This is a genomic window from Flavihumibacter sp. UBA7668 (genome assembly GCF_002483205.1).
Classification (GTDB): Bacteria; Bacteroidota; Bacteroidia; order Chitinophagales; family Chitinophagaceae; genus Flavihumibacter.
The window spans coordinates 114182-140161 of record NZ_DLHM01000006.1 but is presented as its reverse complement, the minus strand read 5'-3'; the positions used below and the strand labels follow the sequence as shown (position 1 = coordinate 140161).

Sequence of the window (25980 nt, the reverse complement as noted above, 5' to 3'; positions counted from 1 at the left end):
ATAAACCCATATGCGTATTATTACACTAATTGCAATTTTGCTGACTATAGCATGCGGAAAAGCCGATCCAATTGAAAATGATTTTACACCAGCTGGGTCATCTACAGATTCACCGTCTAATTCAACAAGTATTGGATGTGGAACACACAATGGCAGACAACTTTACAAGGGGCCATCAGGAGGGTGTTATTATTTAAACAACTCAGGAAAAAAAACATACGTGGATCGAAATAAATGCAACTGTTGATTTGCATCATATCAAATTAACATTGGAAATCAACTCTCCCAAATACTGCAGATCGTTTTTAAGTTTATCATTCCAAATCAATCCATAATTCAATCGTAAACAGTTATTGTACTGGTTCTGTAGCGTAAAGATTCTACCGGGAGCAAAGCCGATTTTCGCCTGCAAACATTTTTCATACAACAACATCGTATCAATTTCCTCAGGCAATACAACCCAAAGTACAAATCCACCCTGTGGCCGGCTTGCGCTTGTTCCTTCCGGAAAATATTCGGCAATAGTTGTGCTATATTGATGAAGATTTGCCTGAAGGGTTTGGCGGAGTTTTCGAAGATGTTTCTCATATCGCCCTGTTTCCAAAAAATCAGCAATCACTGCCTGTGTAAGAGATGCATTGGAAATGGTATGATACCGTTTCATTCGATTCAGTTCCGCTTTAAATTTACCGGGTGCCACCCATCCTACCCGATACCCCGGAGCCAGGGTTTTGGAAACCGATCCACACCATAAAACCAGTCCGGCTTCATCGTAGGTTTTGCAGGACTTTGCACGTTTGGATCCAAAATACACATCGCCATTTATATCATTTTCAATCAGCGGAATTGAATAGTTCGTCAATAACTGAACTGCTTGTTTTTTATGCTCATCCGGCATACAACTGCCCAACGGATTGCTGAAATTGCTGATAAAAAGACAGCAATTAATCTGCCCTTTCCGCAAAGCATCTTCGAGTGCATTTATATCCACACCTGTTTGCGGATCGGTTGGCAGTTCCAGCACTTTTAGTCCCAGTACTTCTGCCAATTGCAACATCCCAAAAGAAACCGGACTTTCCATGGCAACCGTATCGCCTTTTTTAGTGATCGCCATCAGGCAATAGGAAATTGCATTGAGACAGCCATTGGTAGTAATTATATCGGAGGAACTCAGATTTGCTTCCATCGCAAAGGACCAACGGGCAATTTGCTGACGTAACCTTTCATTACCCTCCGTTTTTTCATAGGATACTGCTGAGCCATTTAAAGACCTGGCAGCCTGTGCCAGACTTTTATTCAGCTTTGCAACAGGCAATAATCCGTTGGCAGGAAAACCCAGGGCGAGTGGTAAATGCCCTTCTTCTCCCAAACTCTCATAAACAGCCTGTACAATACGATCATTGTCTGCATCATGAGCAATTGCAGCGGGATTGGTAACAGCAGGCAGCGATGGCAGTCTCCGTTTTGAAAAGCGTACAAAATAACCGGATTGTGGCCGGGATTCAATTAGTAATTTTATTTCCAGTGTATGATAGGCACTGAGTGCGGTATTCTGACTGATGCCGTATTCTCTGCAGATGGTTCGGATAGAAGGAAGTTTTTGTCCGGGTTCCAGGGTTCCATTCAAAATCTGTTCTTCAATAGTATCGGCTATTCTCAGATAGGCGAAATCGGCCTTAGCAGCTTTAGCTTTCATATGCATCTTATAAACTGTTACCAACGAAAATAACAATACTGTCCCTGTTATTGCTCCAACAGGTAATCGAAATTTGATTTATGTATTCTTCCACAATTTATATAATTGGAGCAGGTGCAATTGGTAAAGCGCTGGCGGTATTCCTGCTCCATGCTGGCAAAAATGCAGTTCTGGTGAGAGGCAGCGTGAACGATGGAACCAGCAAAATCCAGGATATAACAATTGAGATTGCTGATGGCAACCTTCTAACCTATTCTGTACAAACAGTTACGTTGGACTGCATTGACCAATTTGAAGGAATCGTACTGCTCACCAACAAAGCGTTTGGGAATGCCGCATTAGCCGGTCAACTTTGCAATAAAGGAACTGATTATCCGTTGGTCCTTATGCAAAATGGATTAGGGATTGAAGCAACTTTCATTGAGCACGGTTTCAAATTTGTATACAGGTCTGTGTTATTTGTTACCTGTCAGGAGATGGGTGAAAACATGTTCCGGTTCAGACCGGTAAAAGAGTCGCCGGTAGGTATAACAAAAGGATCGAATGAAGAATTAGAATTATTGGTGGACAGGATGAATACAGCCTTATTTCCATTTTCTCCCTCTCATGATATTCGTACCATTGTTTGGGAAAAAACCATCATGAATACTGTCTTTAATTCAGTATGTCCCTTATTGGCAATTGATAATGGAATTTTTTACCGAAGTGAAAAAGCTCTACAGCTTGCCCGCCGGTTAATTAATTCCTGTGTACAGATTGCACAGAAGGCCGGAATTACTATTTATGCAGAGAAAATAGAAGATGGTTTATTAAAAATCAGCAGGGCATCGGATGGTCAGTTAATTTCCACCTTACAGGATATCCTCCATGATCGGCTAACTGAAATCGACCACCTGAATTTTGAATTGGTGCGCATTGCAACATCATTGGGAATTCAGGAACAGGCGAAAGAAATCCTGCTATTGGGCGAATTAATCAAACTAAAATCGAATAAACATCATACAATATGAAAACGATGTTAATAACAGGTGCCAGCAGAGGTATCGGTGCTGCTACCGCAGTACTGGCTGCTGCAAATGAGTATGCCGTGGTGGTAAATTATAACAGGAATAAAGCTGCTGCAGAAGCCGTAGTGGAAAAAATTCAGAACAGTGGCGGTAAAGCAATTTCCCTGCAGGCAGATGTTTCCAAAGAAAAGGAGATCATCCGGCTTTTTGAAGAAACAGAGAGCCGGTTTGGAAGACTTGATACCCTGATAAATAATGCGGGGATTTTATTGCACCAAAAGAAACTGGCAGAGATGGACAATACCCGTTTGCAGGAAATGTTTGAAACCAATATTATCGGTCCCATGTTATGTTGCAGGGAGGCCATTAAACGGATGTCTATAACACAAGGCGGGAACGGCGGAACCATTGTAAATATATCCTCCATCGCATCCAGAACAGGTGCAGCTTTTGAGTATATTGATTATGCAGCTACCAAAGGCGCCATGGATTCCCTGACTATTGGGCTGGCTAAGGAAGTAGCTGAGGAAGGTATTCGGGTGAATTCGGTACGTCCGGCTTTTATCCATACAGAGATCCATGCAGCAGGTGGAGAACCGGATCGGATCAACCGGCTGAAAGACAGTATCCCTTTAAAAAGAGGCGGTCGTGCAGAAGAAGTAGCCGAGGCCATTATCTGGCTGGCATCCGAAAAATCCTCCTATTCCACCGGAATATTTGTTGATGTTACCGGAGGGCGTTAGATTGAGGGATGAATTCTCCACCAGTTGAACATTTATTCCGGCATTTTGAAAAATATATTCGCCTCTCAGATGAACTCAAACGGGCGCTGAACGAAAAACTGGGTTTTGTACATTTCAAAAAAGGAGAACTGATACTGGATGCCAATAAAGTCTGTACGCATTCCTATTTTATTATATCCGGACTGGTAAGGGCCTATTATCTGAAAGACGGAAAAGAAATCAGTGAATATTTTCCGGCTGAAAACGAATGGTGTAATTCGCCGAAAAGTTTTATAACACGGCAGAAAGACATTTATTATATCGATGCCATTGAAAACACGGAGGCGTTCAGTTTGCACGTAAATGATCTGGTCCAACTTTTTGATCAGTTTCCTGAAATGGAACGCTATTCAAGATTATCGATGGGCACGGTATTCGGTCATTTGATGGAGCGGATTGCATCGTTGCGGTTTACCACAGCCAAAGAAAAATACGCGCATTTTTTACAAACCTACCACGATATTTACCACCGGATTCCGCTGGGTATGATTGCCTCCTATCTGGGTATAACACAGGAAACGCTGAGCCGGATCAGGGCGGACAACTGATTATTTGATCCAGATCAAATTATATTAACTGTTGATCCCGCAGCTTTGTAAAAAACAATCCACTTGCGAAACCTACTAATTATTCTATTCTCCATTTTTCTGTACAGCAGCAATACAGGCTACTCACAGGATACCTTAAATACCCCCAATGTGCAGGCTATTTTATACAAAGGAATTGGAAATAAGCAACCCCTGGTTGTTGGATTTGGCGGATCAGAAGGAAGAAATGCCTGGGCCAGCCGGTACTGGCAGAAAACCAGAGAGGAATTCATTCAAAAAGGATATGCATTCCTGGCTGTTGGGTATTTCGGTTCTAAAGGAACACCCGCCATACTGGATAAAATCGCCCTGGATGAGGTTTACAATGCCATTTCAGCAGCTAAACAACACCCCTTGATAGATGGGAATAAAATTGCATTGATAGGCGGATCAAGAGGCGCAGATCTGGCTTTATTAATTGGAACTTACTATTCCGATATTTCCTGTGTTATTGCGATGTCTGCCAGTCATGCGGTGTTTCCCGGACATACCCAGGATTTCACCAGTTCCTGCTGGACCTATAAAGGAAAAGAGTTGCCCTTTGTTCCGGTAAATGAAGCGGCCATTCCTTTTATGATGAAACAGGATTTACGGAGCAGTTTTGAAGCAATGCTTATGGACAGTATCGCTGAAAAAAAAGCATTGATTCAGGTAGAAAAAATTAATGGTCCTATTTTATTGATGGCCGCAACCCGGGATGAAATAATTCCGGCGGTGGAGATGGGCAAAAAAATGGCAGCCCGTTTAAAAAGCTACCATTTTAAGCATTCCTATGAACTGGCTATTTATGAAGGCACGCATGTGGAGCCAACCAGGCATTTTGATAAGATATTCAGTTTTTTAGCTGAACATTTTTTTTCAGATATTAAAAAATTAATGGTGGGCAATAAAAATTAAACGAAAACTGTTAGTGAGGTCATGAACAGTTTAAACCCAAAAACTCCTTTTTTACGAGTCTTTTTATTGATTCATATTATTTTTTTCCATCAACTCACCCAGGCGCAGTCGGGACATAAAACCTGTGCACCGGGTTGTGAGTATATACAAAACTCACCAGGCACGGTTTCCTGTATTGATGCAATCTGTTCCATTTGCCACGAAAAACAGAAAAAAGAACGGGAGCAGAAAAAACAACAGGAGAAAATTGCTGCACAGAAACGAGTTCAGCAGGAACAGCAACGAAAAATGGAACGGGCCAAAGCTGTAGAGGAGCAAAAAAAACAAGTGGCCATTCAACGCCAGAAAACGCGGGAGAATGAACTGGTACTGGTGGCTCCTGGTTCTTCAGGCAAAACAAGTTCTGGTCCCGATCGAATAGTCAAAACGATTGATGCAAAAGATCGTGAAATCATGGAACTGGCTAAAACGCAGTCAATACAAGCTCGTTACTTTTCCGGAAAGGAATTTTATAATGGAGAGTGGGTTGAATTTCCATCACCGATATGCCATATTTATTATAACCAGGGGGATCAGGAGATTATCTTAAAAAAAATAATCCCCAAAACGAATTTGGATATCTACGTAATGCGAATCATTCCATTGAACGATACACATTATTTTACTATTAGTATTCAAACCAATTCCAATCAAACAATTTTAGACCTAATGGATCTATCCGGCGAAATGCTTCTAAAAGATGAGCGGATCACCAGTTTAGACTATGTAGGAGACAATTTTTACCAGATTGGAAAGAACATGCAACAGGAATCGGGCACTGATTATTATGAGATGTTTAATATAGCAAGCTCAAAACATTATCCGTTTCCGGATGGGTTGGTTAACAATTGGGCATTTTACTTTCACGGAAAGAAGCCGGTAGTTTACGCTCCTTATAATGAATGTATTTTAGCTGGCTCAAGTTCCAACGTTAGAAAAAAGCCGGCTATTAACCTGATCTGCACCTGGAATATGAAGCAGTTTCGTAAAAATGGATACCAATTTTACAGCGATTATAAAATTGGTACAGGATCAAGCAAAGGTGAGTCGTTGAAAAGTCAAACGCATGGTATTCCGCCTCAAGCCTTTCAGGATAATAAAGATAATATGCTACTCATGTTTGCTGCATTCAATAAGATTGAACCCGGCAAATACGACGATTCACGTAACCAGATTGCGAATGAAATTGCAGTTTATGGTTTCCTTCCCGGAACTGGTAAATATATTTTAATTGATGCCATTCCCTTTAAGCGGAATGTTACCAGTTACCATATATTAACAGGATTCTGGTTTGGACAGATGAAATAAGCTAACTCTTGAATATTTAGAATGAAAAATATCCTATTTATACTTATCTATACCTTCTCACAAGTAATCTGTCAGGCGCAGAACAACCTTAAAGATGAGGCAGGCAATACCTACAGCGGCGCTTTTCTGAAAACTGATTTCACCGGACAGGGAACCTGCAAATACGCAGATGGTTCCAGCTATACGGGGGGGTGGAAAGATGGTTTGTTCAATGGGCAGGGAACCTATACCTGGACGAACGGTGATTCCTATACAGGTAACTGGGAAAATGGAGAACGCCAGGGAAAAGGTACACTAACTACCGCCTCCAGGGAAAAATTTGAAGGCCACTGGGAGCAGGATCAGTTGGAAGGAAAAATCACCTGGTACAATGCAAAAAAGGAGCTGATTTATGAAGGTGAATGGCTGAATGGGCAACCGCATGGAGAAGGCACCTATCATAGTAGTCCAACAGAAACCTACGCTGGTCAATTTAAAAATGGTGAACGGATAGAAGGAACCTTAATCGTGCGTATTGGTAAAAACACCCTTACCTATACCGGACAGTTTAAAGAAGATGAAATATTCACAGGCAAAATAAGCTATCCTGATGGTAGTACTTATGTAGGTTCAATCAGAGACCGGGCTCCAAATGGTGCAGGAAAAATTTATGTAGAAAAAAATGGTATCAAAGAAAAGACCTATAATGGTATTTGGATTTATGGAAATCAGGTTCAGGCGAGGGAGTATGTTAGTAGTAAGGAATCTTATCCCGGACTTTTCTCCACCTACCAGATGCTGGAAGCTGCATTAAATGGAGATGCCAAAGCAATGTATACACTAGGGCTTTTTCTTGTTCAACATAAAGAGTTTGAACCGGCAGTAAAGTGGCTCCAAAAATCTGCAGATGCAGGCTATGGTCCGGCACTTTATAAACTCGGACAAGCCTATATTGATGCAGAATGGGTTAAAGAAGATAAACCAAAGGCCTTGGGCCTTAAGCTTAAAGCGATTTCTACTTTAATGGCGGAGGTAAATGGCAGGGATGAAAATGTATGGGTATGTTTAGGATTACATTATGCACAAATTCAAAAATATGAGGAGGCATTGGAGCTTTTTAAAAAAGCAGCCAACCAAAATAACCCGGAAGCGATGATGGCCATCGGTGCATTTTATGAAAATGGATTTAGTGTTGCGAAAAATCTAAAGACCGCTGAAGAATGGTTTATAAAAGCTGCAGAAACACCCGATATACGTGCACAACATTATCTGGCCGATCAATATCAAAACGGGACATTTCCCAAAAGCGCAGAACAACAAACCAGGTGGCTGATAGCAGCCGGATTAAACGGGTCTGCAGCTGCTTATTTTGAACTTGGTCAACTTAACTACGATAAAAAAATCGGACTCGGCTATTTTCAAAATGCCGCCGCACTTGGAAATGTTACAGCCTTGTATCGGGCTGCAAATTATTATCTATGGGGCTACGCAGGTATTTCTATTGATGTACCCAGGGGAATTCAACTGATGGAAACGGCCGTTGAAAAAGGCTCGGTGGATGCCATGCTGGCAATGGCAGATGTTTATCAATATAACCGGCATAATCTTGGTGTAAATGAGGCTAAAGCCATTCATTATTATGAATTGGCGACCCGGCAGGGATCTTTGCGTGCGTACGAAGAACTTGCCTCTATCTATATATTCCCTTCCTTTGGAACAAAGGGTGGGAATTATCAGAGAGGGGTTGAATGGGCTAAAAAAGGAGCAGCCCTTGGTAGCGGAAAATGCCATTATCTTATGGGAGCTGCCTACTATGATGCACGAGGCGTGCCAAAAGATCATGCAACAGCCGTTAGCTGGTATCGCAAAGGGGCTGAATTGGGTGACGCCTCCTGCATGCACTATCTGGGTGATGCTTATCAACTCGGACATGGGGTAAAAAAGAACAAAAAACTTGCTGCCTACTGGCATCAAAAATCTGTAGAAACCCTGAACAAGAAATAGAATTTTCTATTGATTATCACCAATCATCCCAATTGCGTAAATTATTATTCCAAATCCGTAGAATGATTGAATTAATGATTTGCTTAAACGCATAAGCATTAATTTCAGGCAGTTAAATAATCGTTTATTTATGAGATTGCTGCCTCTTCTATTCTTCGTACAAAGTATTGCTTTACTTGCCAATGCCCAGGAATTGCACCCAAGTCACAAAGTGCCGCTAAACAAGAACCTTCCGGAGGGCTGGAAAAAATCACTCTGGAGTACCGAAAGAAAACCATACAAAGGCAGGGAACTCGAAACAATTGGTATGCCGGTGGGAGGAATTGCAGCCGGACAACTCTATGTACGGGGAGATGGCACCCTTGCCAACTGGTGGATCGCCAACAATGCATACAATACCGGATATGGAATTGACTGGTTGCTGAACTTTGAAACGCCACTTGGTCCATGGAAAGTTTGTTATCAAACCTTCGAACCCTTTAGCTATATCGATCAGGGGTTTGCCGTTTCCATTACACAAAACGGGAAAACGATCCGCCGTGAACTCAGTAAAAAAGAGTTTGATGACATCGAATTCACCGGCGAATATCCCATTGCCAAAATCAACTACAAGTCGCAAAAAGCTCCACTCCCCCTGCAGGTGGAAGGCACTGTTTATTCTCCTTTTATTCCGTTGAATGCCAGGGAAAGTGCAACACCTGCCACCATACTTCAATACCGGTTAACGAACACATCCAATCAAAAAATGGAAGTGGCTTTAACCGGCTGGTTGCAAAACCTGGTTGGAATTGATCTGAAGTATCAGGTAGCAGGAAACCTTCGTAACAGGGTTGTTACAACAAGCGACCGAAAATCGGTTACCATGGATCTGATCAAAGGACAGGTGCAGCCACTTCCGGTTAGAAAAGAAACGGTATTTGAAAATTTTGAATCCGGCACCTACGGAAAATGGAAAGTGGAAGGAAACGCCTTTGGTAAAGGTCCCGTTACGCGCGCAACTGCAGAAGCGGATTTTGGAGGCGGAATTGAAGGCAGCTTTTTGGTCAACTCAAAATTGACCGCCTATGGCGATAGCGGAACCGGCAAACTGACTTCTCCCCTATTTATTATAAACAATGATTTCATTAATTTGAAAGTTGGTGGTGGTCCGCATAACGGAAAAACCTGTGTGAATTTGTTGGTGGATAATAAATTGGTGAAAACAATTACCGGGGCCAGTGTTGAAGCCCTTGAATCAGTTAGCTGGGACGTTAAACAATGGAAGGGCAAAAAAGCCTGTCTGCAATTTGTAGATAATGAAATGGGTAGCTGGGGACATATCAATGTGGATGATATCCGGTTCAGTAACCTGCCTGCTACGGAACGCTTTTTTCCGGATGATCATCCTTATTATGGAAATATATCATTGAGTGTTTTAGGGAGTCATTCATGGGCAACAGCCAGGTATTCTCCACTCACAACTGATGCGCCGGTATCCGAAGCCATCCAGCCTTTTGATGAGAAACTGGTAGGTGCAGCGGGCACAACGGTTGTACTTGCACCCGGTGAGTCAAAAGAAATTACCTTCCTGTTAAGCTGGTTCTTTCCCAATCGACCAATGCAATATGGAGAAGGTGGGAATTGGAACAAACCAATCCCAACTGATGGAGAAGCTATTGGTAATATGTATGCGAACTGGTTTGATCATTCGCTGGATGTGGCTGACTGGTTGCAATCGAATCTGGCCAGGCTGCAGAAAGAAACCTTCTTATTTCACGATACCTATTATAATAATTCAACGCTGCCTTATTGGCTTAACCAGCGTATTATGATGCCCGTTTCCACACTGGCAACCGAAACCTGCCAATGGTGGTCGACTGATAAATTCTGGGCCTGGGAAGGTGTTGGTTCCTGCGTTGGAACCTGCACCCATGTTTGGAACTATGCGCAGGCCGTATCCCGACTGTTTCCTGAACTGGAACGAAATATCAGGGAGAAAACCGATTATGGAACTTCTTTTCAGGAAGACGGTGGTATACAGGCACGAAATGGCTGGGGTGGTATCTTAATAGATGGACATGCAGGTGCTATTTTAAAAGCCTATCGCGAACATCTGCAATCAAAAAATGAATTCTTTCTTTCCCGCAACTGGCAACGCATCAAAAAATCAACCGAGTTTATTATTAAGGAAGACGGAAATGCAGACGGACTCATAGAAAAAGAACAGGCAAACACCTATGATATTGCTTTTTTTGGCGCCAATACGTATGTAGGCGGATTGTATCTCGGTGCTTTGAAAGCCGCTTCCAATATGGCCATATTGATGAAGGATACTGCTTTTGCAAAACGTTGCGACAGCATTTTCACCAATGGATCCAAAGGCAGCGTTGATAAACTTTGGAACGGTGAATATTTTGTGCAGGACGTGGATCTTATCAAACATCCATTGGCACAATATGGAACCGGTTGTTTGAGTGATCAGTTATTCGGACAAACATGGGCACACCTGAATAATCTCGGTTACCTGTATCCGGAAAACATGGTGAAAACAACCCTTCAATCTGTTTGGAACTATAACTGGGCTCCCGATGTAGCGGTGCAAACCAGTGTACATAAACCAGAGCGTGATTATGCGCATCCGGGTGAGGCTGGTTTATTCATTGCTACCTGGCCCAAAAGCAAACATATGGGCGAAGCAGGTGTACGGTACCGTGATGAAGTTTGGACCGGCATTGAATATCAGGTTGCTACCAATATGATTTTTGAAGGCATGATTGAAGAAGGCTTGTCTGTAGTTAAAGCTGTACATGACCGCTATAATCCGGCCAAACACAATCCCTGGAATGAAATTGAATGTGGTGATCACTATGCCCGTGCATTGGCAAGTTGGGGTGTACTGCTGGCTTTACAGGATTATAGATATGACGGTCCGGGTAAACAGCTCTCCTTTGCACCACGAATCCATCCTGAAAAATTCCAAAGCTTTTTTACTGCTGCTGAGGGATGGGGGAATATTTCTCAATCAAGAAAAGATAATGTGCAGGAAAATACTGTGCGACTGGCCTGGGGTAAATTATCATTGAAATCGGTAACGGTTGAAACTGTTTCACAGCCAGTTTCCTTGCTTGTAAAAATCGGAAACAAAGAGATTCCGGCTCAATTCAAAAAATCTGGCAATCAGTTGGAGATTTTATTTGAGGAAATCAATCTGCTGCCTGGAAACGAGCTTACTATTCGTATAACATTATAAAAATCATTCTGGCATGTCAGCTAAAAATCCACGCAGGAATTTTATTCGCAACCTGACCCTCGGCGGTTTGGGTGCTACCGTACTACCTGGCTTCACCCGACCGGTGCCACCGGTCGGGTGGCACCGGTCGGGTGAGCAGGAACATTCATTCAACCTGGCTTACTCGGGAGAAAATCTGCGGCGGCTGGCCTTTCCGATTGGGGGTATTGGTGCCGGAATGTTTTGTGTGGAAGGATCAGGCGCCATTTCTCATATGTCAGTTCGGCATAAACCACAGCTTTTTCATGAACCGACCATGTTTGCAGCTATTGCTATTAAAGGTGGCGCCGCCAAAGTGGTGGAAGGGCCGGTTCCTGAATGGAAAATTTTTGGTCGTCCGGCAACCGGGAATGGAGCACCCCTCACCTCCTATGGCTTACCCAGATTTACAGATGCCAGCTTCGAAGCCCGGTTTCCCTTTGGTAATTTGTCCTTAAAGGATCCTGAATTCCCTTTTGATGTAACAATAAAAACATGGAGCCCGTTCATTCCCGGTGATGCAGATAATTCCAGTTTACCCGCAGGTGCACTGGAATATCATTTCCATAATAAATCCGGCGAATCCAAAGAAGCCGTCTTCTCTTACAATTCCCGAAATTTCATGACCCTGCCCGATCAAAAAGGAAGCATCAAAAAAATGCAGCAGGGCTTTGTATTATCCCAACCATCCATACAAGACAAGCCATTTGCAGAAGGAGATTTTGCCATTTTCACGGATGATCCAAAAGCGGTTGTGGATTACTGTTGGTTTCGTGGGGGCTGGTGGGATCCCCTCACAATGTTATGGAATACCATCAAAGATGGCACTGTCCGAACCAGTGAACCTGTATCGGATGGCGCACCGGGTGCTTCCGTTTTTGTACCGTTCCGGCTGGGTCCGGGTGAGAAAAAAACAATCACCATTTTAATGGCCTGGTATGTGCCGTATTCCGATTTGAAGGAAGGGGATATTAATAAAAATCAGGAGAAAGGAGGACTAGCCGGCAACTGTGATTTATCCGCTGAATTAGGTATTGCGATCGATACCGCATCAACGGTTTATCGCCCCTGGTATGCCAGTCGATTTAAATCCATAACTGAAATTAGCGAGTACTGGAAGCAGCAATATGCTTCCCTGCTTAAAACAACCAATCAATTTACAACTGCATTTTATACAACCAGTTTACCGGCTGAAGTTATAGAAGCCGTTGCTGCCAATTTAACCATACTCAAAACACCCACAGTAATGCGCCAATACGATGGCCGTTTATGGAATTTTGAAGGAAGTGGTGATGAAGGCGGCTGTTGTCATGGATCCTGCACCCATGTTTGGAATTATGCACAGGCGATTGCACATTTATTCCCGACACTCGAACGCAGTCTTCGGCATACTGAATTTTGTGAAAGCCAGAATGAAGAAGGACACCAAAACTTTCGCTCGAATTCGCCTATTAGTCCGGCTGAACATAAATTTTATGCAGCAGCAGACGGACAATTAGGCGGTATCATGAAAGTATACCGTGAATGGCGAATTTCCGGTGATATGGAATGGATGAAAAAAATGTACCCACTGGTACAAAAAAGCCTGGATTACTGCATCCGAACCTGGGATCCCAAACGAAAAGGCATATTGGAAGAACCGCATCATAATACCTATGACATTGAATTCTGGGGACCGGATGGCATGTGCACCAGTTTTTACCTGGGTGCACTGGATGCTTTTATACGGATGGGCAATCACCTGAAAAAGAACATGTCTTCCTATCAGCAGCTTTACAAAAAAGGTAAAGCCTATATGGAATCGGAACTGTACAACGGAGAATATTTCATCCAGCAAATTCAGTATAAGGGGCTGAATGCACCCGATCCGGTAAAGGCGTCCAAAGAAACATTCGGGGGTGAATATTCAAAAGAGGCGGTAGAATTATTGGAGAAAGAAGGCCCCAAATATCAGTATGGAACCGGCTGTTTATCGGATGGTGTTTTGGGTGGATGGATAGCCCGGATGTGCGGTTTGCCTGATCCGGTGGATAGTACCAAACTTACCAATCACCTTCTTGCAGTTCATAAATACAATCTGAAGAAAGATTTAAGCGAACATGCCAATCCGCAACGTCCGGCTTATGCAGTTGGCAAGGAAGGCGGATTATTATTATGCAGCTGGCCAAAGGGTGGAAAGTTATCACTCCCATTTGTTTACAGTGATGAAGTATGGACCGGAATTGAATACCAGGTGGCCTCTCACCTCATGTTGATGGGCAAAGTAAAGGAGGGATTGGAAATTGTTCGAACCTGCAGAGAACGATATAGTGGTAAAATCCGAAATCCTTTTAATGAATATGAATGTGGCAGCTGGTATGGCAGAGCATTATCGAGTTATGGGTTATTACAAGGATTAACCGGGCTCTTTTATGATGCGGTAGACAAAACACTATACATCGATTCGAAACTGGGTGATTTTACCAGTTTTATTTCAACCGAAACCGGCTTTGGTACCGTTGAATACCGAAATGGAAAAGTTAACATCGATGTCGTATATGGCAGTATTCAGGTAGAGAAAACAAGCAGTGCAGGAATGGGGGCCAAAAAGATATGAAAATCGTTCTGACAGGAGGATTTCTGGGAAGCGGAAAAAGTACGGCTATACGCCAAGCCTGTGGTATACTCTATGGCATGGATAGAAAGGCTGCTGTAATTACCAATGATCAGGGAATGCAGCAGGTAGACAGTGCCTATATGAAAGCGGAAAATTTTCCGGTTTGCGAAGTGCGTAATGGATGTTTTTGCTGCCGTTTTCCGGAATTGGATAAACACCTCAATAGTATATCGAATCAGTTTGAGCCGGAAATCATATTTGCTGAATCAGTAGGATCCTGTACCGACTTGATTGCAACGGTGGTAAATCCATTATTGCAATTCAGACCTGAGGCAACTGTTGTGGTAAGCATTTTTGCGGATGCCGGTATGTTGTTGAAAATTGCCCACCATGGATCCCTTCAATTTGACAGCACAGTCCAATACATATATGATAAGCAACTGGAAGAAGCCGATATCCTGGTTATCAGTAAGGTGGATTTGCTGAAAGAAGAGGAATGGGAAACGCTTCACCAACTGTTGTTGAATATGTTTCCGGGAAAGCAGGTTTTATTTCAAAACTCCAACAATCCGGAGGATGTTTTGGAATGGCTCAGTGCTATTGAGCAATTTGAACCCGCAGAAAAGAGAAGATCACTGGAAATCGATTATTCCATTTATGGCAAGGGGGAAGCCATGCTGGCCTGGCTGGATGAAGAATTGGAAATTGAATCGGATAAAGGTACAGCTCCTGCACTTACACACCAGCTCATGGAAGGTATTTACAGGAAACTGAAAGAACATTATTTACCCATTGGTCATCTTAAATTTTTTCTTACATATGGCAAGCACCAGGAAAAAATCAGCTTTACCAACATGGATAAAGCCTGGGAACCATTATCTGTAAGCGAAGAAAAAATTTATTCAGTCGGCTTACTGATTAATGCACGCATCCAGACTGTTCCTGAACACCTGCATCAGCTGGTATCAGAATCGATTTATAAGTTGGTATCGGAGCAGCAAGACATGCAAATCCGGGTGAAGGAAATGGCTGCCTTTCAACCAGGCTTTCCCACTCCTACACACCGGATCTCCAGTTGATTGCTTAATGCTGATTAAAACTGACAGTAGCCTGCTTCGCTGATTTTCCTACTCCGCGGAAAGCATACCAGGCAATAAAAGCAAAACAGCCAAGCGGTAAAATAAATCCTGTAGCCATGGAGGAATGATCGGCAATTAATCCCATTACAGGCGGACAAAAAGCGCCACCTGCAACGGCCATTACCAGAAAGGAAGCTCCTTTTTTGGTAAGGCTTCCAAGATCTGAAATACCTAAGGCAAAGATGGTTGGAAACATAATTGACATAAAGAAATAGGTGCTGAATAAAGCTATTACGGATAACCAGCCACTGTCGAGTAATACCAATGCAACCAGTACTACATTAACGATGGCATAAATTCCAAGCATCCGATGGGGTGCAAAATATTTCATCAGATAGGAACCGCTCAACCTACCCAGCCAGAATGCGCCCATGCCACCAATTGCCAGAATAAGGGATGCTGCCTGTTCATTATTTTTTGGCATAAAGAAAGAACCAAATGAACCAAGCTCCTGCATAATGGAACTAATGGGAGATTTCAAATTCGGTATGGCATCAATAACATAATTGATAAAAAAAGAATTGGTTCCGGTTTGTGCTGCCACGTACAAAAATTGTGCAACAACTGCTGCAATAAAGGCCGGATGTTTCAGCAGGTTCCTCATGGGAGGATCTTCTTCGGTTTCCTGGCCTTTCTCTTCCTTTATTTCCGGCAATTTGATGAACAGAAAGAGAATTGCAACCACCACAACTACCAGTCCGATTGCCATATAAGGTTGTACCAGCGAATCAAATTTTTCTTCTTCGCCAACAGTGTCTGCACCAAAGATGACAAGTCCTCCAATCAATGGACCAAGTATCCAACCCAATCCATTGAACGACTGGGAAATATTAATCCGGCGTGCACCCTGCTCTTTTGCTCCTAATACAGTGGAGTACGGATTGGCGGCTGTTTCCAAAAAAGCTAATCCGCATGCCAGCACAAAAAGTGCCAACAGGAACGGAATAAATGCTTCCAGTTTTGCAGCCGGATAAAACAGGAAAGCTCCAATGGCAAACAGACTCAGTCCAAATAATATTCCCCGCTGGTAGCCGAATCGTTTGATAAACAAGCCGGCTGGAATGGCCATTGCCAGATAGCCTATATACAGAGAGAACTGTACAAATCCACTTTGCGCTTTGGATACATGCAGCAGGTCCTGAAAATGTTTGTCAAGTACATCCAGAAATCCATGAGCAAATCCCCATAGTAAAAAAAGGCTGCAGATAAACACAAAGGGCAAGAGATAACTGGTTCCATCTTCTGCTTTGAAGAGGGATTTTTTATTGGCAGGCTTCATATCGTTATTTATAAAGAGGTCCGTAGGTTTGGCAGGCGCGGTAATCACTTCCTTCAGTATTCATTCCAAAACTTTTCCAGGCAGATGGTCGGAAAATGCGCTCTTCTTCCACGTTATGCATACAAACCGGAATGCGCAACATGGAAGCCAGGGTTATCAATTCATGGCCGATATGACCATAGCTGATAGAACCATGGTTGGATCCCCAATTGGCCATAACACTATACACATCCCGGAAAGCTCCTTCACCGGTAAGCTTCGGTACAAACCAGGTGGTGGGCCAGATCCGGTCGGTGCGTTCGTCCAATAATTGGTGAACATGGTCGGGCAGATCGATGGTTTCCCCTTCTGCGATCTGCAAAACAGGGCCCAAACCTTTAACCAGATTTAACCGGCACATCGTAACGGGCATGCCTCCACGAGAAACAAATTTGGAGGAGAATCCGCCTCCGCGCATATAATCGACATTAGAAGGATGAAAGCGCGTGGCTTCCAGGCAATCCTTTGCTTCCTGCTCCGTGATTTCCCAAAATGGTTTCATAACCGGCTGTCCATTGGCAGACTGACGACCAGTTCCGTCTAGGGTTGCTGATCCGGAATTAATCAGGTGAATAAAACCGGCTGCAGCAACACCTTCCGGTTGCCATCCGCTTACACGTTGTACGGCATCCGGACTCCAATAGGTTCGTACATCAGCAAATATCTGTGCGCGGTTGGTAAGCAGATAACCAAGGAGCATGCTGATCCCATTCATCGCATCGTTTTCCGTTGCCACCATATAAGGAGCACGGATTCCATTCCAATCAAAAGAAGAATTCAGCAATGCTTCCGAGAAATCCCCATTGGGCAATAAATCAGTCCATTGCCGCTGTCCCTGAAAACCGGATACAATGGCATTATGTCCCAGTGCCTCTTCTCCAAAACCTTTGGAAGCGAGTTCCTCATTTCCTATCATAAGGTCACGGATAATGATGGTCATTTTGGTAACAAATTCCCAATGTTTGTCCTTTTCTTCCCGACTGTACTGTTTCTCAGCCGGATTAAAATCTTCTCCCTCCTTGCAATTGGCTTTTACCCATGCCAATGCTCTTTCGTATTCAGATTCATCATAAATCTTTTTTTCTATGCGGCGTACAATCTCCGTTGAATCCACATATTCGGTCCGCATGCCCATATAAGATTGAAAAAAATCATTGTTTACAATGGAGCCTGCAATACCCATACTTACACTTCCAATTGCCAGATAAGATTTACCCCGCATGAGTGCCACTGATAAACCGGCTCTTGCAAAAGAAAGCAAACGATCCCGCACATCATTGGGGATGGTTGCATCTCCCATGTCCTGCACATCCTGTCCATAAATTCCAAAGGAAGGCAGACCAAACTGATTGTGTGCAGCGAGGGTTGCTGCAAGGTAAACAGCACCCGGACGTTCTGTTCCGTTAAAGCCCCAGATGGCTTTCGGCAACATCGGATTCATATCCATTGTTTCACTTCCATAACACCAGCAGGGTGTAACGGAGAGGGATACCCCAACATTTTCGCGTTCAAATTTTTCAGCGCAGTTGCTGGCTTCTTTTACTCCGCCTATACAGCTATCAGCAATTACCACCTGAACAGGTGAACCATCGGGATAGCGAATTTCTTTCTCATAGAGTTTGGCCACCGCTTTGGCCATATTCATTGTTGTTTCTTCCAATGATTCTCTGATACCACCCAGCCGGCCATCGATGATGGGACGGATTCCAATTCTTGGATACATATAAGTTGGTTTATCGATTTATAATGCCTGACTGATTTCTTCCAGACTAACTCCTAATACTTTTTGGGCAATGCGATTTAGTGCATCTTTATCACCAGTAAAATGATACACATTATGCCGGTGTTCTATCATCTCACCAGGCGCCAGATTTGCTGCGGGCGATACTGATTCCAGTTCATAAAAGGGGCCCATTTGCGAACCATTTTCAAGTGGTCCATCATTGTAGGCATTCATGGCATCGCCACTAAAAACCGGTTTGGTTGTATTCCATTCCTGATTAAGATAAGCTGCATTATTATCCACTGTAAACCAGGTGATCGTAAGATGATTGGCAACAGCATCATAACTTCCGGCAACCGATAACGCGTTATTTGGTTGAATCCCCAGTTTACCTCTGTTTTTTCCATCCGCTTTGAAAAAAACAGTTTTATCGGTAATTCGGATTCTGTCTGAAGGTATTTTTCCAAAATAATCAGTAGTTACCACTTTTTCATTTCCTTTTTTTGGAATAAATGGAATTACAATCGTGGTATTCGGAGAAGGCATAAACATATCAAGGATCCAGATACAGGGCATGCCTGTTTTATCTGTCCATGCTGTTGTTCCTGTATTGGTAAGCCGGTTAATTGTCTCATAACCGACCAACTGAATACTATCTGAAAGCTGAATACCCAAGGTGGATTCCACGCCGGCTTTTGTGGCAATGGATACTGCACGAACTACCTGCATATTCAATTCTGTGCCCTGATAATTCTGGAGATTAATGTTTTTTTGCAGTACGACGAGTGTATCAGAAGAATTGGAAATTTCCCAGGCTTCCGTATCAATGGCTGCAGGGGTTTTCCAATAATCAAATACCATCTCCGTTCCGGGTTTAAAAAACACGGAATAGCTTCCTCCTTCCGGCCCCAGCCAGAAACGATTTTCTCCGCCGTAGGCATTCATATGTGCATCAACCGGAGCATCAAAGGCCTTATAATTGATCCATCCGAAACTTGGTCCAGCAGCGCCTGTTGCGCCACTGGTAAAAACTTTTGCCTGGTATTTTGCTGAAACCAATACAGAAGCATTTCCAATTTTCAATTCCACTAAATTGCTGTCGTATTTTTTCAGAAAGGCCTGATCATAACCCAGACTGCCTTTTGTATATTCGGTTGGTGCACTCATGGTAGTTTCTTTTTGCTGAGCATTGTTGCAGGAAATGAATGCCGTGGCTGCCATAAGCAGACAGAAACACAGAATTTTATTCATGGGTATTAATTTACTTCTAACAGATCCTTCTTAGGCAGTGTTGGAAAGTTGGCATGTGGTTCACGTTGATACCAGTAGGCAACTGTAATGATATCGGAATGCTGGGGTAAATAACGCCCGCCATGACGCCAACCAAGGTCCTGAATAGTTACTTTTAAATCACCATCGAAGCGGATCGGATCCATGATATGCCACCGGTACATACCAAAGCGCTGTTGCGATTTATACAAGCCATCCGGACGAATAACCTGGTGTAACCCAGCATAAGCAGTGGAAAATTCCTGGTATTGATGAATCGCCTTATTTTCAAAATTATAGGAGCCACAGAAATAATCTTCCGTGCCAGTCCCAACAATCGTTGCATATTCCTTATCACCATCCATAAAAAACTTGATTTCACCTTCACCCCACCAACTGTTATTGGTTACACCCACGCCCATATAAGTGCCCACATAATGCCCCTTTCCTTTAATGCCGTCAATGATGGTATGAAGGCTGGATGAATTGTTACTGGCATTGGAGCGACGGTATTGTGCATGAAAATACCCTTCTTCATCACCTACCTCCGTTAGGGTATAATCGATCTGGTAATAAAGTCGCATAGCTTCTGCATCATTTATATTTTCCATCGTGATGCGGCATTTTTTCCGGAAAGGCATTTTCCAGTAACAATTAAATGCACTACCGGGATTTACGGTTACTGCCTGACTATTCAAATGCGCATACTCACCCCAGGCCATGCCGAAGAATGCACCAACGGGTGCTTCAATGGAAGGTGTTTTTTCATCGTCCCAATAAACGCGGATAATGGTAAAGTTCCAGTTTCCGGTTGGTGTCATCCAGATATGCTGGATGGCACCGGGACCTTCCATTTCAGCGATGGTAATCGTTTCGTTGGGGTTGATGATGATAAAGGGATTCACTTTCCAGCCGGTGCCGAGGTCGCGGGCTTCATGGGCAGCATTTGCCACATTACGTTTTCCTTTGTCTTTAACAGCATCCGCCATGCCACCTTTTCCTTTGGCCCCGGTGAAGTTCTCCGGACTAATGGATCTTGTTTTGGCATCGGATAGTTTCGACAGATTACCCAGGTTCATATCGAGTCCGTTGAATTTCTGTTGAGCGAAAACCGTTCCGCTCAGCAGCATAATAGCTAATAGCAATGTTTTAGTTCGCATACCGTTGGATTTAATAATTATAATGATTTGATAAAAGCATAAACGTTTAAGCAATTTTATTTTAAAAAAAGCTATCGCTTCTTTTTCTTTTCTCCGCAAGATTCCCTGGGTATTAATTGTGCATCAATAACAAGTTGGGTGGTGTCTGAATCTGTACTTGTTTTTCCGGGTTTTTCTTCCAGTTGGTTCATCAGAATTCGAACGGCTTCTTTTCCGATCCGTTCAGTACTTTGGTTGATATAGGTAAGTGGGCAATAGAAAAAATCAAAAGCATCCGACTCATCAAAACTGATAATACCCAGATCATCCGGTACGCTCAGTTTTCGTTTATTGATTTCTTTAAGTCCATTTATGGCAAGGGAGTTGGTAGCAAATAAAAAGGAGTCCGGGCGGTCTTTTTTATTATCCAATAAGCGCTGCATGATTGCTGCCACATCTTCCTGAATTCGTTCATAACTCGATTCCATCAGACTGAATTCATGCAGAGGCAGTTTCAATTCTTCCATCGCTTTAAAAAAACCCTGTTTACGATCCTGCATATGCGGAAGCCGGGTTTGATAGGCCACCATACAGATTTTTTTATATCCCTGTTTGGCAAGGTGTTGAACAGCTTTATAAGAAGCTAGAAAATTATTGATCCGGACACCATTCGCATCCAGGGTATTGAAGTACCGATCAATTAAAACGAAGGGGAATTTTTGCTGTCTTAGCAGTTTCAATTGTTCTTCCGTGTGTTCAGCCGGTGCAATAATGAGTGCATCCACCTGACGTTTGATAAGTGCATTGATCAGGCTGTCTGATTTCTCTGCATTTTCATCCGAGCTTCCGAAGATTACTGTATAATTATTCAGGCTGGCTTCGTCTTCAATTACACGGGCGATGTTACTAAAAAACGGGTTGGAGATATCTGCAACTATCAATCCGATTGTTCTGGTTTTACCGCTTTGCAAACTGCGGGCTATCATATTGGGCTGATAGTTCATTTCCTTTGCTGTTGCGCGAATCCGTTCCGCCATTTCCGGCCCAACCCTGGCTTCTTTTTCTTTGTTATTCAGGACATAACTCACCAGGGCTGTAGAAACGCCCAGGTGTTTGGCAATATCCTTTATAGACACTTTTTTCTGCATCGGTCAAATGTAATGATTAAGGCTGGTTTCAATAAACTGACCGAGCAACTTATACTGTTCATATCGTTTGGAATAAAATGCCGCTTTTTCTGTATCCGGATAATATTCCATTTCAAATCCCTGTCCCATTTTTTTCATAGCAGCTGAAACGTCCGGATAGATTTCGGCTACTGTTGCAGCGAACATGGCCGCTCCCAATGCACCGGTTTGTTCTGCCCGGTTTACTTTTAGCGGAAGGCCGGTAATATCTGCCATGAGCTGCATGATGAAGGGTGATTTTTTTGCTATCCCTCCCACCCCGGTTAGGCCTTTTACGGGAATATTTTCTCTTTGGAATCGTTCAATTATTGCACGGGATCCGAAGCAGGTGGCTTCTGCCAGCGATCGAAAAATTGCAGGTGCGGAAGTACCCAGATGTAAACCGGTAATGGCCGCTTTTACAAATGGATTGGCATCCGGCGTTCTTCTTCCATTGAACCAGTCTGCACTCAATGGAGAATTTTCTGATAGGGGAATAGTTTCAGCTGCTTCAGATAAAGCAGGAATCAGCTGATCAGCAAGAAGGGCAAGCTGATCCTGTGTTACAACGGTTTGGGCGGTATTATGAAGTGGCCATAAAAGTAATTCTTTAAACCATGCATACACATCACCGAAGGCTGATTGACCTGCTTCGAGGCCGATCATTCCGGGAATGATGGAACCTTCCACCACGCCGCAGATTCCCTTAACCATAACAAGATCTTTGGAAGCCGGCACCACCATCATATCACAAGTGGATGTTCCCATTACTTTACAAAGGTGATAAGGTTCGATTTCTCCACCGACCGCAGCCATATGGGCATCCATCGCGCCAATTCCTATTTTTACCGATTTGGGTAATCCTAATCTGATGGCCCATTCAGGGGATATTTGTCCGGCAGATTCACCTGCATGAAAAACCTGCGTATATAAATTTTCTGTAAAATCAGTTAAAACAGGATCCAGTTGCTGCCAGAAAGAGGCAGGCGGTAATCCATTCCAATCGGGCGACCACAGGGCTTTATGGCCGGCTGTGCAGACACTTCTTTTCATGAGCCGCAGATCTGTACCTCCGGTTAGCAGAAAGGGCATCCAGTCGCAATGCTCCACCCAGGAATAGCAGGCATCTTTAACCGCTTTATTCACCCGCAGGGTTCTCAATAATTTGGCCCAGTACCATTCCGAAGAATAAATCCCTCCAACATAGCGGAGATAATCCGGTTCAAACTGGCTGGCTAAAGAATTAATTTCAGTTGCTTCACGGGAAGCGGTATGATCTTTCCATAATACAAACATGGCATCCGGATCCGCTGCAAATCGTTCCTGCAAAGCAAGTGGCTGACCCGTTTTGTCAACTGCAACAGGAGTTGAACCGGTAGTATCGATCGATAATGCCTTCACCTGGGCAGCAGCAACCGGACCGGCATTTTCGAGGCAGGTTCGAATGCTTTCCGTAAGTGATTCAATATAATCGAGGGGATGCTGGCGAAACTGAAATTTAGTGGCATCACAATAGAGGCCTTGTTTCCATCGGGAAAATGCAACTACAGAGGAGGCAACTATCGCTCCATTCCGGGCATTCACCAGTATGGTTCGAACAGAATCTGTTCCAAAATCCACCCCCAATACCAATTGATCCTGCTCCATATGGCTGTTTAAACGTTCGTACTATATTTTTCGAAGATAGCTTAAACGTTTAAACAACCAAATTAATTTCCAGTTTTAATTCCAATTATCAATTTTGATATCATATGGATTGGGAGCGCCGGTGCCCGTTTCCACCAGGGCTTTCAAACTCAATAAGAAGATGGCCCACTTGGTGCTGCAATGGTGCATGAACTCAGTCGCTTCTCTCCAGTCAAGGTGTTTGAATAAGACGATTATATAGTCGCCTTCTTTTTTCAGGTCCCACTGAATGATGGTTCCGATCCATTCTTTCTCCAGAGCAGTTACTTCCCATGAAAGAGAATTGGGGGGTTGAATTGCTTTTACTTTCATATCAAAACCACCTGCTCCAAATCGAAACTGAAGAACTCCTCCTTCTTTATCTGCAATTCCCGTAGTATCAATCGTCCACCACCCCGCTAGCCCTTCTATAGAGCTAATCGCTTTAAATACCTTTTCAATTGAATCAGTTTTGATGCCGACTCTGTGTAATATATGTGCCATACTATTGATTTTATTTCCCTCTAAAACTACCATTGTTTGAAATAGCAGGCACTGTGCCATTTAGACAATCTAAAGGGTTGATTTGGACAAATCTAATTGGTACCTTTAAACCAAAAGATGAAACATATAACCATACTGGTTCCAAATGGAGAGAATAACCTGAGCAGTATTGTGGGAGCCTATAAAATCTTGTCAAGAGCCAACCGATACTGGATGGAAAAAGGCAACACCAATGGATTCATAATTGAACTGGCTGGTTCTGTAAAAAAAATTGGTTTCCATGAGGGACTGTTTACCGTTCAGCCACATAAGGATATAAGTAGTATAAAAAAGACAAACCTGGTGATCATACCCTCACTGAATCATAATTATGAAACAGCGCTCAAAGAGAATGAAAAAGTGATCCGTTGGATTTCAGATCAATATGAAACCGGTGCTGAAATTGCCAGCATCTGCACTGGTGCCTTTTTATTGGCAGCCACTGGCTTGCTAAGCAACAGATCCTGTTCCACTCACTGGTCATTTGCCCAGACATTGCAAAATCTTTATCCGGAAATCCGGGTAAAACCGGATCTGCTTATTACTGATGAAAATGGTCTATACACGAATGGAGGAGCTTATTCCTTTCTTAATCTTCTTTTATATCTGGTTGAAAAATACTTTGATCGATCCACGGCCATTTTTTGTTCCAAAGTTTTTCAGATTGAAATGGATCGGCAGCGCCAGTCGGAATTTATTTTGTTTAAAGGATTGAAATCGCATCCGGATGAAACCATCCTCGAAGCACAGAAATATATGGAGTCACAATTCAGTAACACAATAAATATAGATAGGCTGGCTGCCAATTTTTCTATTGGCCGGCGTAATTTCGATCGTCGCTTCATAAAGGCAACCGGCCATACGCCACTTGAATATATGCAACGTTTAAAAATTGAAGCAGCAAAAAAAGCCTTTGAAACCAGTTCTCAAAACATCAGTGAAGTAATGTATGAGGTAGGTTATTCCGACATAAAATCGTTCAGGGAATTGTTCAAAAAAATCACCGGCCTCTCGCCACTTGAGTATAGGAAAAAATACAACAAAGCAGCTGCACAAGCCAATTATTGATATTCCTTTAACCTGAGTACCAGCTTATCGTGTTCTTTCTTAAGGAGACCGGGACCATCCGTAATGGCCCAGATGGCCGATTGGATTTCATCATAAATTTCCATCCATTCCGGCATTACATAGTCATCCTCGAGCGCCTCAAACGGATTAAAATGCCGGGATAACTTCAACCTGGGTTTATTTTCAAAAAGTTTCAACAGCTTAAGCAGGTTTGCATCATTGGTGATCTTACCAATGCCATGCATATCCTTCCCAATGGCATACTCCCGGGTATCAGGTTCCCAGTTTTCCTCCCAGGGAAGTCCCTTTGTTTTATTGAGGCATGCAAGTCCCAGGTAAACTGTTAATGTATCCTTTGAATTGGTACAGGTACTGGGAGGAACCAGTATCACCACATCCGAAATCAACAGTCCGTGTTGCATTCTTGCTCCGGAACGATTGACAAATACCAATCCCTTTGGCAGATGTATTGCTACCGGAGCAGTACCACAGGCGGCATTATTTACCAAATGCAAATCTGTATAAAATGTATTCATATGACCATTCAATTTATCCAGTGAAGGATCAAATTGATGTGTGGGGCGACGAACCACCTCTATACCCGGTGGTACTGTTATTGTTGTACCTTCTGGCACGCCATCATTTACACCAATACCAACTTCTTCTTTCGAAGAACCAATCAGGATGGTATAATCATTGGTTGAACCATCCTGCGCATTATTTGATTTTGAACAGGCCAGACAGGAAAATGCCAGTAATAAAAACATCCCACTCCATTTCATAAAAAACAGGTTTAATGATTTTCTAA

Annotated in this window: 20 protein-coding genes; 11 read left to right on the top strand and 9 right to left on the bottom strand. The window is 43.1% G+C overall.

From position 1 onward, the window contains the following. Positions 1 to 10 precede the first annotated feature (10 nt). On the top strand, positions 11 to 247 hold the full coding sequence (locus tag B2746_RS22850) for a hypothetical protein (RefSeq protein ID WP_414655285.1): 237 nt from the start codon (positions 11 to 13) through the stop codon (positions 245 to 247). A 6-nt stretch (positions 248 to 253) separates the two neighbouring features. Here B2746_RS22850 and B2746_RS17285 read toward each other — a convergent pair whose 3' ends face one another. Continuing rightward, positions 254 to 1696, bottom strand: coding sequence for a PLP-dependent aminotransferase family protein (locus B2746_RS17285; RefSeq protein ID WP_290796485.1), 1443 nt, complete (start codon positions 1694 to 1696; stop codon positions 254 to 256). Positions 1697 to 1776: 80 nt separating this feature from the next. Here B2746_RS17285 and B2746_RS17280 point away from each other — a divergent pair, with 80 nt between their 5' ends. The 9 genes from B2746_RS17280 to B2746_RS17240 all read left to right on the top strand — a co-directional run bounded on the left by B2746_RS17280 (position 1777) and on the right by B2746_RS17240 (position 15221). Next, positions 1777 to 2706, top strand: a complete 930-nt coding sequence (locus B2746_RS17280) for a ketopantoate reductase family protein (RefSeq protein WP_290796482.1) — start codon at positions 1777 to 1779, stop codon at positions 2704 to 2706. Further along, positions 2703 to 3446 (top strand): SDR family oxidoreductase, encoded by a 744-nt coding sequence (locus tag B2746_RS17275; RefSeq protein ID WP_290796479.1) that lies wholly within the window; start codon positions 2703 to 2705, stop codon positions 3444 to 3446. The genes B2746_RS17280 and B2746_RS17275 overlap by 4 nt, the downstream gene beginning before the upstream one ends. 8 nt (positions 3447 to 3454) lie before the next feature. Further along, positions 3455 to 4033: a Crp/Fnr family transcriptional regulator gene (locus B2746_RS17270; protein ID WP_290796476.1), complete on the top strand. Its 579-nt coding sequence runs from the start codon at positions 3455 to 3457 to the stop codon at positions 4031 to 4033. Positions 4034 to 4096: 63 nt separating this feature from the next. Further along, on the top strand, positions 4097 to 4969 hold the full coding sequence (locus B2746_RS17265) for an acyl-CoA thioester hydrolase/BAAT C-terminal domain-containing protein (RefSeq protein ID WP_290796473.1): 873 nt from the start codon (positions 4097 to 4099) through the stop codon (positions 4967 to 4969). A gap of 21 nt (positions 4970 to 4990) precedes the next feature. Continuing rightward, a complete protein-coding gene (locus tag B2746_RS17260; protein WP_290796470.1) occupies positions 4991 to 6316 on the top strand; it encodes a hypothetical protein in 1326 nt (441 codons plus the stop codon). Between the two features lie 21 nt (positions 6317 to 6337). Then, complete coding sequence (locus B2746_RS17255) at positions 6338 to 8299, top strand: hypothetical protein (protein WP_290796468.1); 1962 nt, start codon at positions 6338 to 6340, stop codon at positions 8297 to 8299. Positions 8300 to 8429: 130 nt separating this feature from the next. Beyond that, positions 8430 to 11528 (top strand): GH116 family glycosyl hydrolase, encoded by a 3099-nt coding sequence (locus B2746_RS17250; protein ID WP_290796466.1) that lies wholly within the window; start codon positions 8430 to 8432, stop codon positions 11526 to 11528. 13 nt (positions 11529 to 11541) lie between these two features. After that, positions 11542 to 14142 carry a GH116 family glycosyl hydrolase gene (locus tag B2746_RS17245; RefSeq protein ID WP_290796463.1) on the top strand — a complete coding sequence of 867 codons (2601 nt, stop codon included), beginning with the start codon at positions 11542 to 11544 and terminating at the stop codon, positions 14140 to 14142. Further along, the gene (locus B2746_RS17240) at positions 14139 to 15221 is read left to right on the top strand and encodes a GTP-binding protein (RefSeq protein ID WP_290796460.1); all 1083 of its coding nucleotides are present in this window, start codon (positions 14139 to 14141) and stop codon (positions 15219 to 15221) included. Before B2746_RS17245 ends, B2746_RS17240 begins: the two co-directional genes overlap by 4 nt. Before the next feature lie 4 nt (positions 15222 to 15225). Here B2746_RS17240 and fucP read toward each other — a convergent pair whose 3' ends face one another. The 7 genes from fucP to B2746_RS17205 form a co-directional block, all read right to left on the bottom strand. Beyond that, entirely contained in the window at positions 15226 to 16560 is a 1335-nt protein-coding gene (gene fucP, locus B2746_RS17235; RefSeq protein ID WP_290796457.1) for an L-fucose:H+ symporter permease, read from the bottom strand. A gap of 4 nt (positions 16561 to 16564) precedes the next feature. Further along, the gene (locus B2746_RS17230) at positions 16565 to 18322 is read right to left on the bottom strand and encodes an L-fucose isomerase (protein WP_290796454.1); all 1758 of its coding nucleotides are present in this window, start codon (positions 18320 to 18322) and stop codon (positions 16565 to 16567) included. Between the two features lie 18 nt (positions 18323 to 18340). Beyond that, a complete protein-coding gene (locus tag B2746_RS17225) occupies positions 18341 to 19573 on the bottom strand; it encodes a DUF6786 family protein (protein ID WP_290796451.1) in 1233 nt (410 codons plus the stop codon). A 5-nt stretch (positions 19574 to 19578) separates the two neighbouring features. Further along, positions 19579 to 20751 carry a glycoside hydrolase family 172 protein gene (locus B2746_RS17220; RefSeq protein WP_290796449.1) on the bottom strand — a complete coding sequence of 391 codons (1173 nt, stop codon included), beginning with the start codon at positions 20749 to 20751 and terminating at the stop codon, positions 19579 to 19581. A 71-nt stretch (positions 20752 to 20822) separates the two neighbouring features. Beyond that, the gene (locus B2746_RS17215) at positions 20823 to 21878 is read right to left on the bottom strand and encodes a LacI family DNA-binding transcriptional regulator (RefSeq protein ID WP_290796447.1); all 1056 of its coding nucleotides are present in this window, start codon (positions 21876 to 21878) and stop codon (positions 20823 to 20825) included. A 3-nt stretch (positions 21879 to 21881) separates the two neighbouring features. Then, entirely contained in the window at positions 21882 to 23543 is a 1662-nt protein-coding gene (locus tag B2746_RS17210) for a ribulokinase (RefSeq protein WP_290796445.1), read from the bottom strand. A 75-nt stretch (positions 23544 to 23618) separates the two neighbouring features. Then, positions 23619 to 24065, bottom strand: a complete 447-nt coding sequence (locus tag B2746_RS17205; RefSeq protein WP_290796443.1) for an SRPBCC family protein — start codon at positions 24063 to 24065, stop codon at positions 23619 to 23621. 117 nt (positions 24066 to 24182) lie between these two features. Here B2746_RS17205 and B2746_RS17200 point away from each other — a divergent pair, with 117 nt between their 5' ends. Further along, a complete protein-coding gene (locus B2746_RS17200) occupies positions 24183 to 25172 on the top strand; it encodes a GlxA family transcriptional regulator (RefSeq protein WP_290796441.1) in 990 nt (329 codons plus the stop codon). On the opposite strand, the gene B2746_RS17195 is transcribed toward B2746_RS17200, so the two are convergent. Then, positions 25166 to 25954, bottom strand: coding sequence for a hypothetical protein (locus B2746_RS17195; RefSeq protein ID WP_290796438.1), 789 nt, complete (start codon positions 25952 to 25954; stop codon positions 25166 to 25168). The genes B2746_RS17200 and B2746_RS17195 overlap by 7 nt on opposite strands. Positions 25955 to 25980: the final 26 nt, after the last annotated feature.

Bases quoted from the DNA above. Each gene is read 5' to 3' on its own strand.
- B2746_RS17280 (WP_290796482.1), top strand. From the start codon at position 1,777: ATGTATTCTTCCACAATTTATATAATTGGAGCAGGTGCAATTGGTAAA.
- B2746_RS17205 (WP_290796443.1), bottom strand. From the start codon at position 24,065: ATGGCACATATATTACACAGAGTCGGCATCAAAACTGATTCAATTGAA.
- B2746_RS17195 (WP_290796438.1), bottom strand. From the start codon at position 25,954: ATGAAATGGAGTGGGATGTTTTTATTACTGGCATTTTCCTGTCTGGCC.
- B2746_RS17260 (WP_290796470.1), top strand. From the start codon at position 4,991: ATGAACAGTTTAAACCCAAAAACTCCTTTTTTACGAGTCTTTTTATTG.
- B2746_RS17215 (WP_290796447.1), bottom strand. From the start codon at position 21,878: ATGCAGAAAAAAGTGTCTATAAAGGATATTGCCAAACACCTGGGCGTT.
- B2746_RS17250 (WP_290796466.1), top strand. From the start codon at position 8,430: ATGAGATTGCTGCCTCTTCTATTCTTCGTACAAAGTATTGCTTTACTT.
- fucP (WP_290796457.1), bottom strand. From the start codon at position 16,560: ATGAAGCCTGCCAATAAAAAATCCCTCTTCAAAGCAGAAGATGGAACC.
- B2746_RS17230 (WP_290796454.1), bottom strand. From the start codon at position 18,322: ATGTATCCAAGAATTGGAATCCGTCCCATCATCGATGGCCGGCTGGGT.
- B2746_RS17255 (WP_290796468.1), top strand. From the start codon at position 6,338: ATGAAAAATATCCTATTTATACTTATCTATACCTTCTCACAAGTAATC.
- B2746_RS17210 (WP_290796445.1), bottom strand. From the start codon at position 23,543: ATGGAGCAGGATCAATTGGTATTGGGGGTGGATTTTGGAACAGATTCT.
- B2746_RS17225 (WP_290796451.1), bottom strand. From the start codon at position 19,573: ATGAATAAAATTCTGTGTTTCTGTCTGCTTATGGCAGCCACGGCATTC.
- B2746_RS17240 (WP_290796460.1), top strand. From the start codon at position 14,139: ATGAAAATCGTTCTGACAGGAGGATTTCTGGGAAGCGGAAAAAGTACG.
- B2746_RS22850 (WP_414655285.1), top strand. From the start codon at position 11: ATGCGTATTATTACACTAATTGCAATTTTGCTGACTATAGCATGCGGA.
- B2746_RS17220 (WP_290796449.1), bottom strand. From the start codon at position 20,751: ATGCGAACTAAAACATTGCTATTAGCTATTATGCTGCTGAGCGGAACG.
- B2746_RS17275 (WP_290796479.1), top strand. From the start codon at position 2,703: ATGAAAACGATGTTAATAACAGGTGCCAGCAGAGGTATCGGTGCTGCT.
- B2746_RS17270 (WP_290796476.1), top strand. From the start codon at position 3,455: ATGAATTCTCCACCAGTTGAACATTTATTCCGGCATTTTGAAAAATAT.
- B2746_RS17200 (WP_290796441.1), top strand. From the start codon at position 24,183: ATGAAACATATAACCATACTGGTTCCAAATGGAGAGAATAACCTGAGC.
- B2746_RS17245 (WP_290796463.1), top strand. From the start codon at position 11,542: ATGTCAGCTAAAAATCCACGCAGGAATTTTATTCGCAACCTGACCCTC.
- B2746_RS17285 (WP_290796485.1), bottom strand. From the start codon at position 1,696: ATGAAAGCTAAAGCTGCTAAGGCCGATTTCGCCTATCTGAGAATAGCC.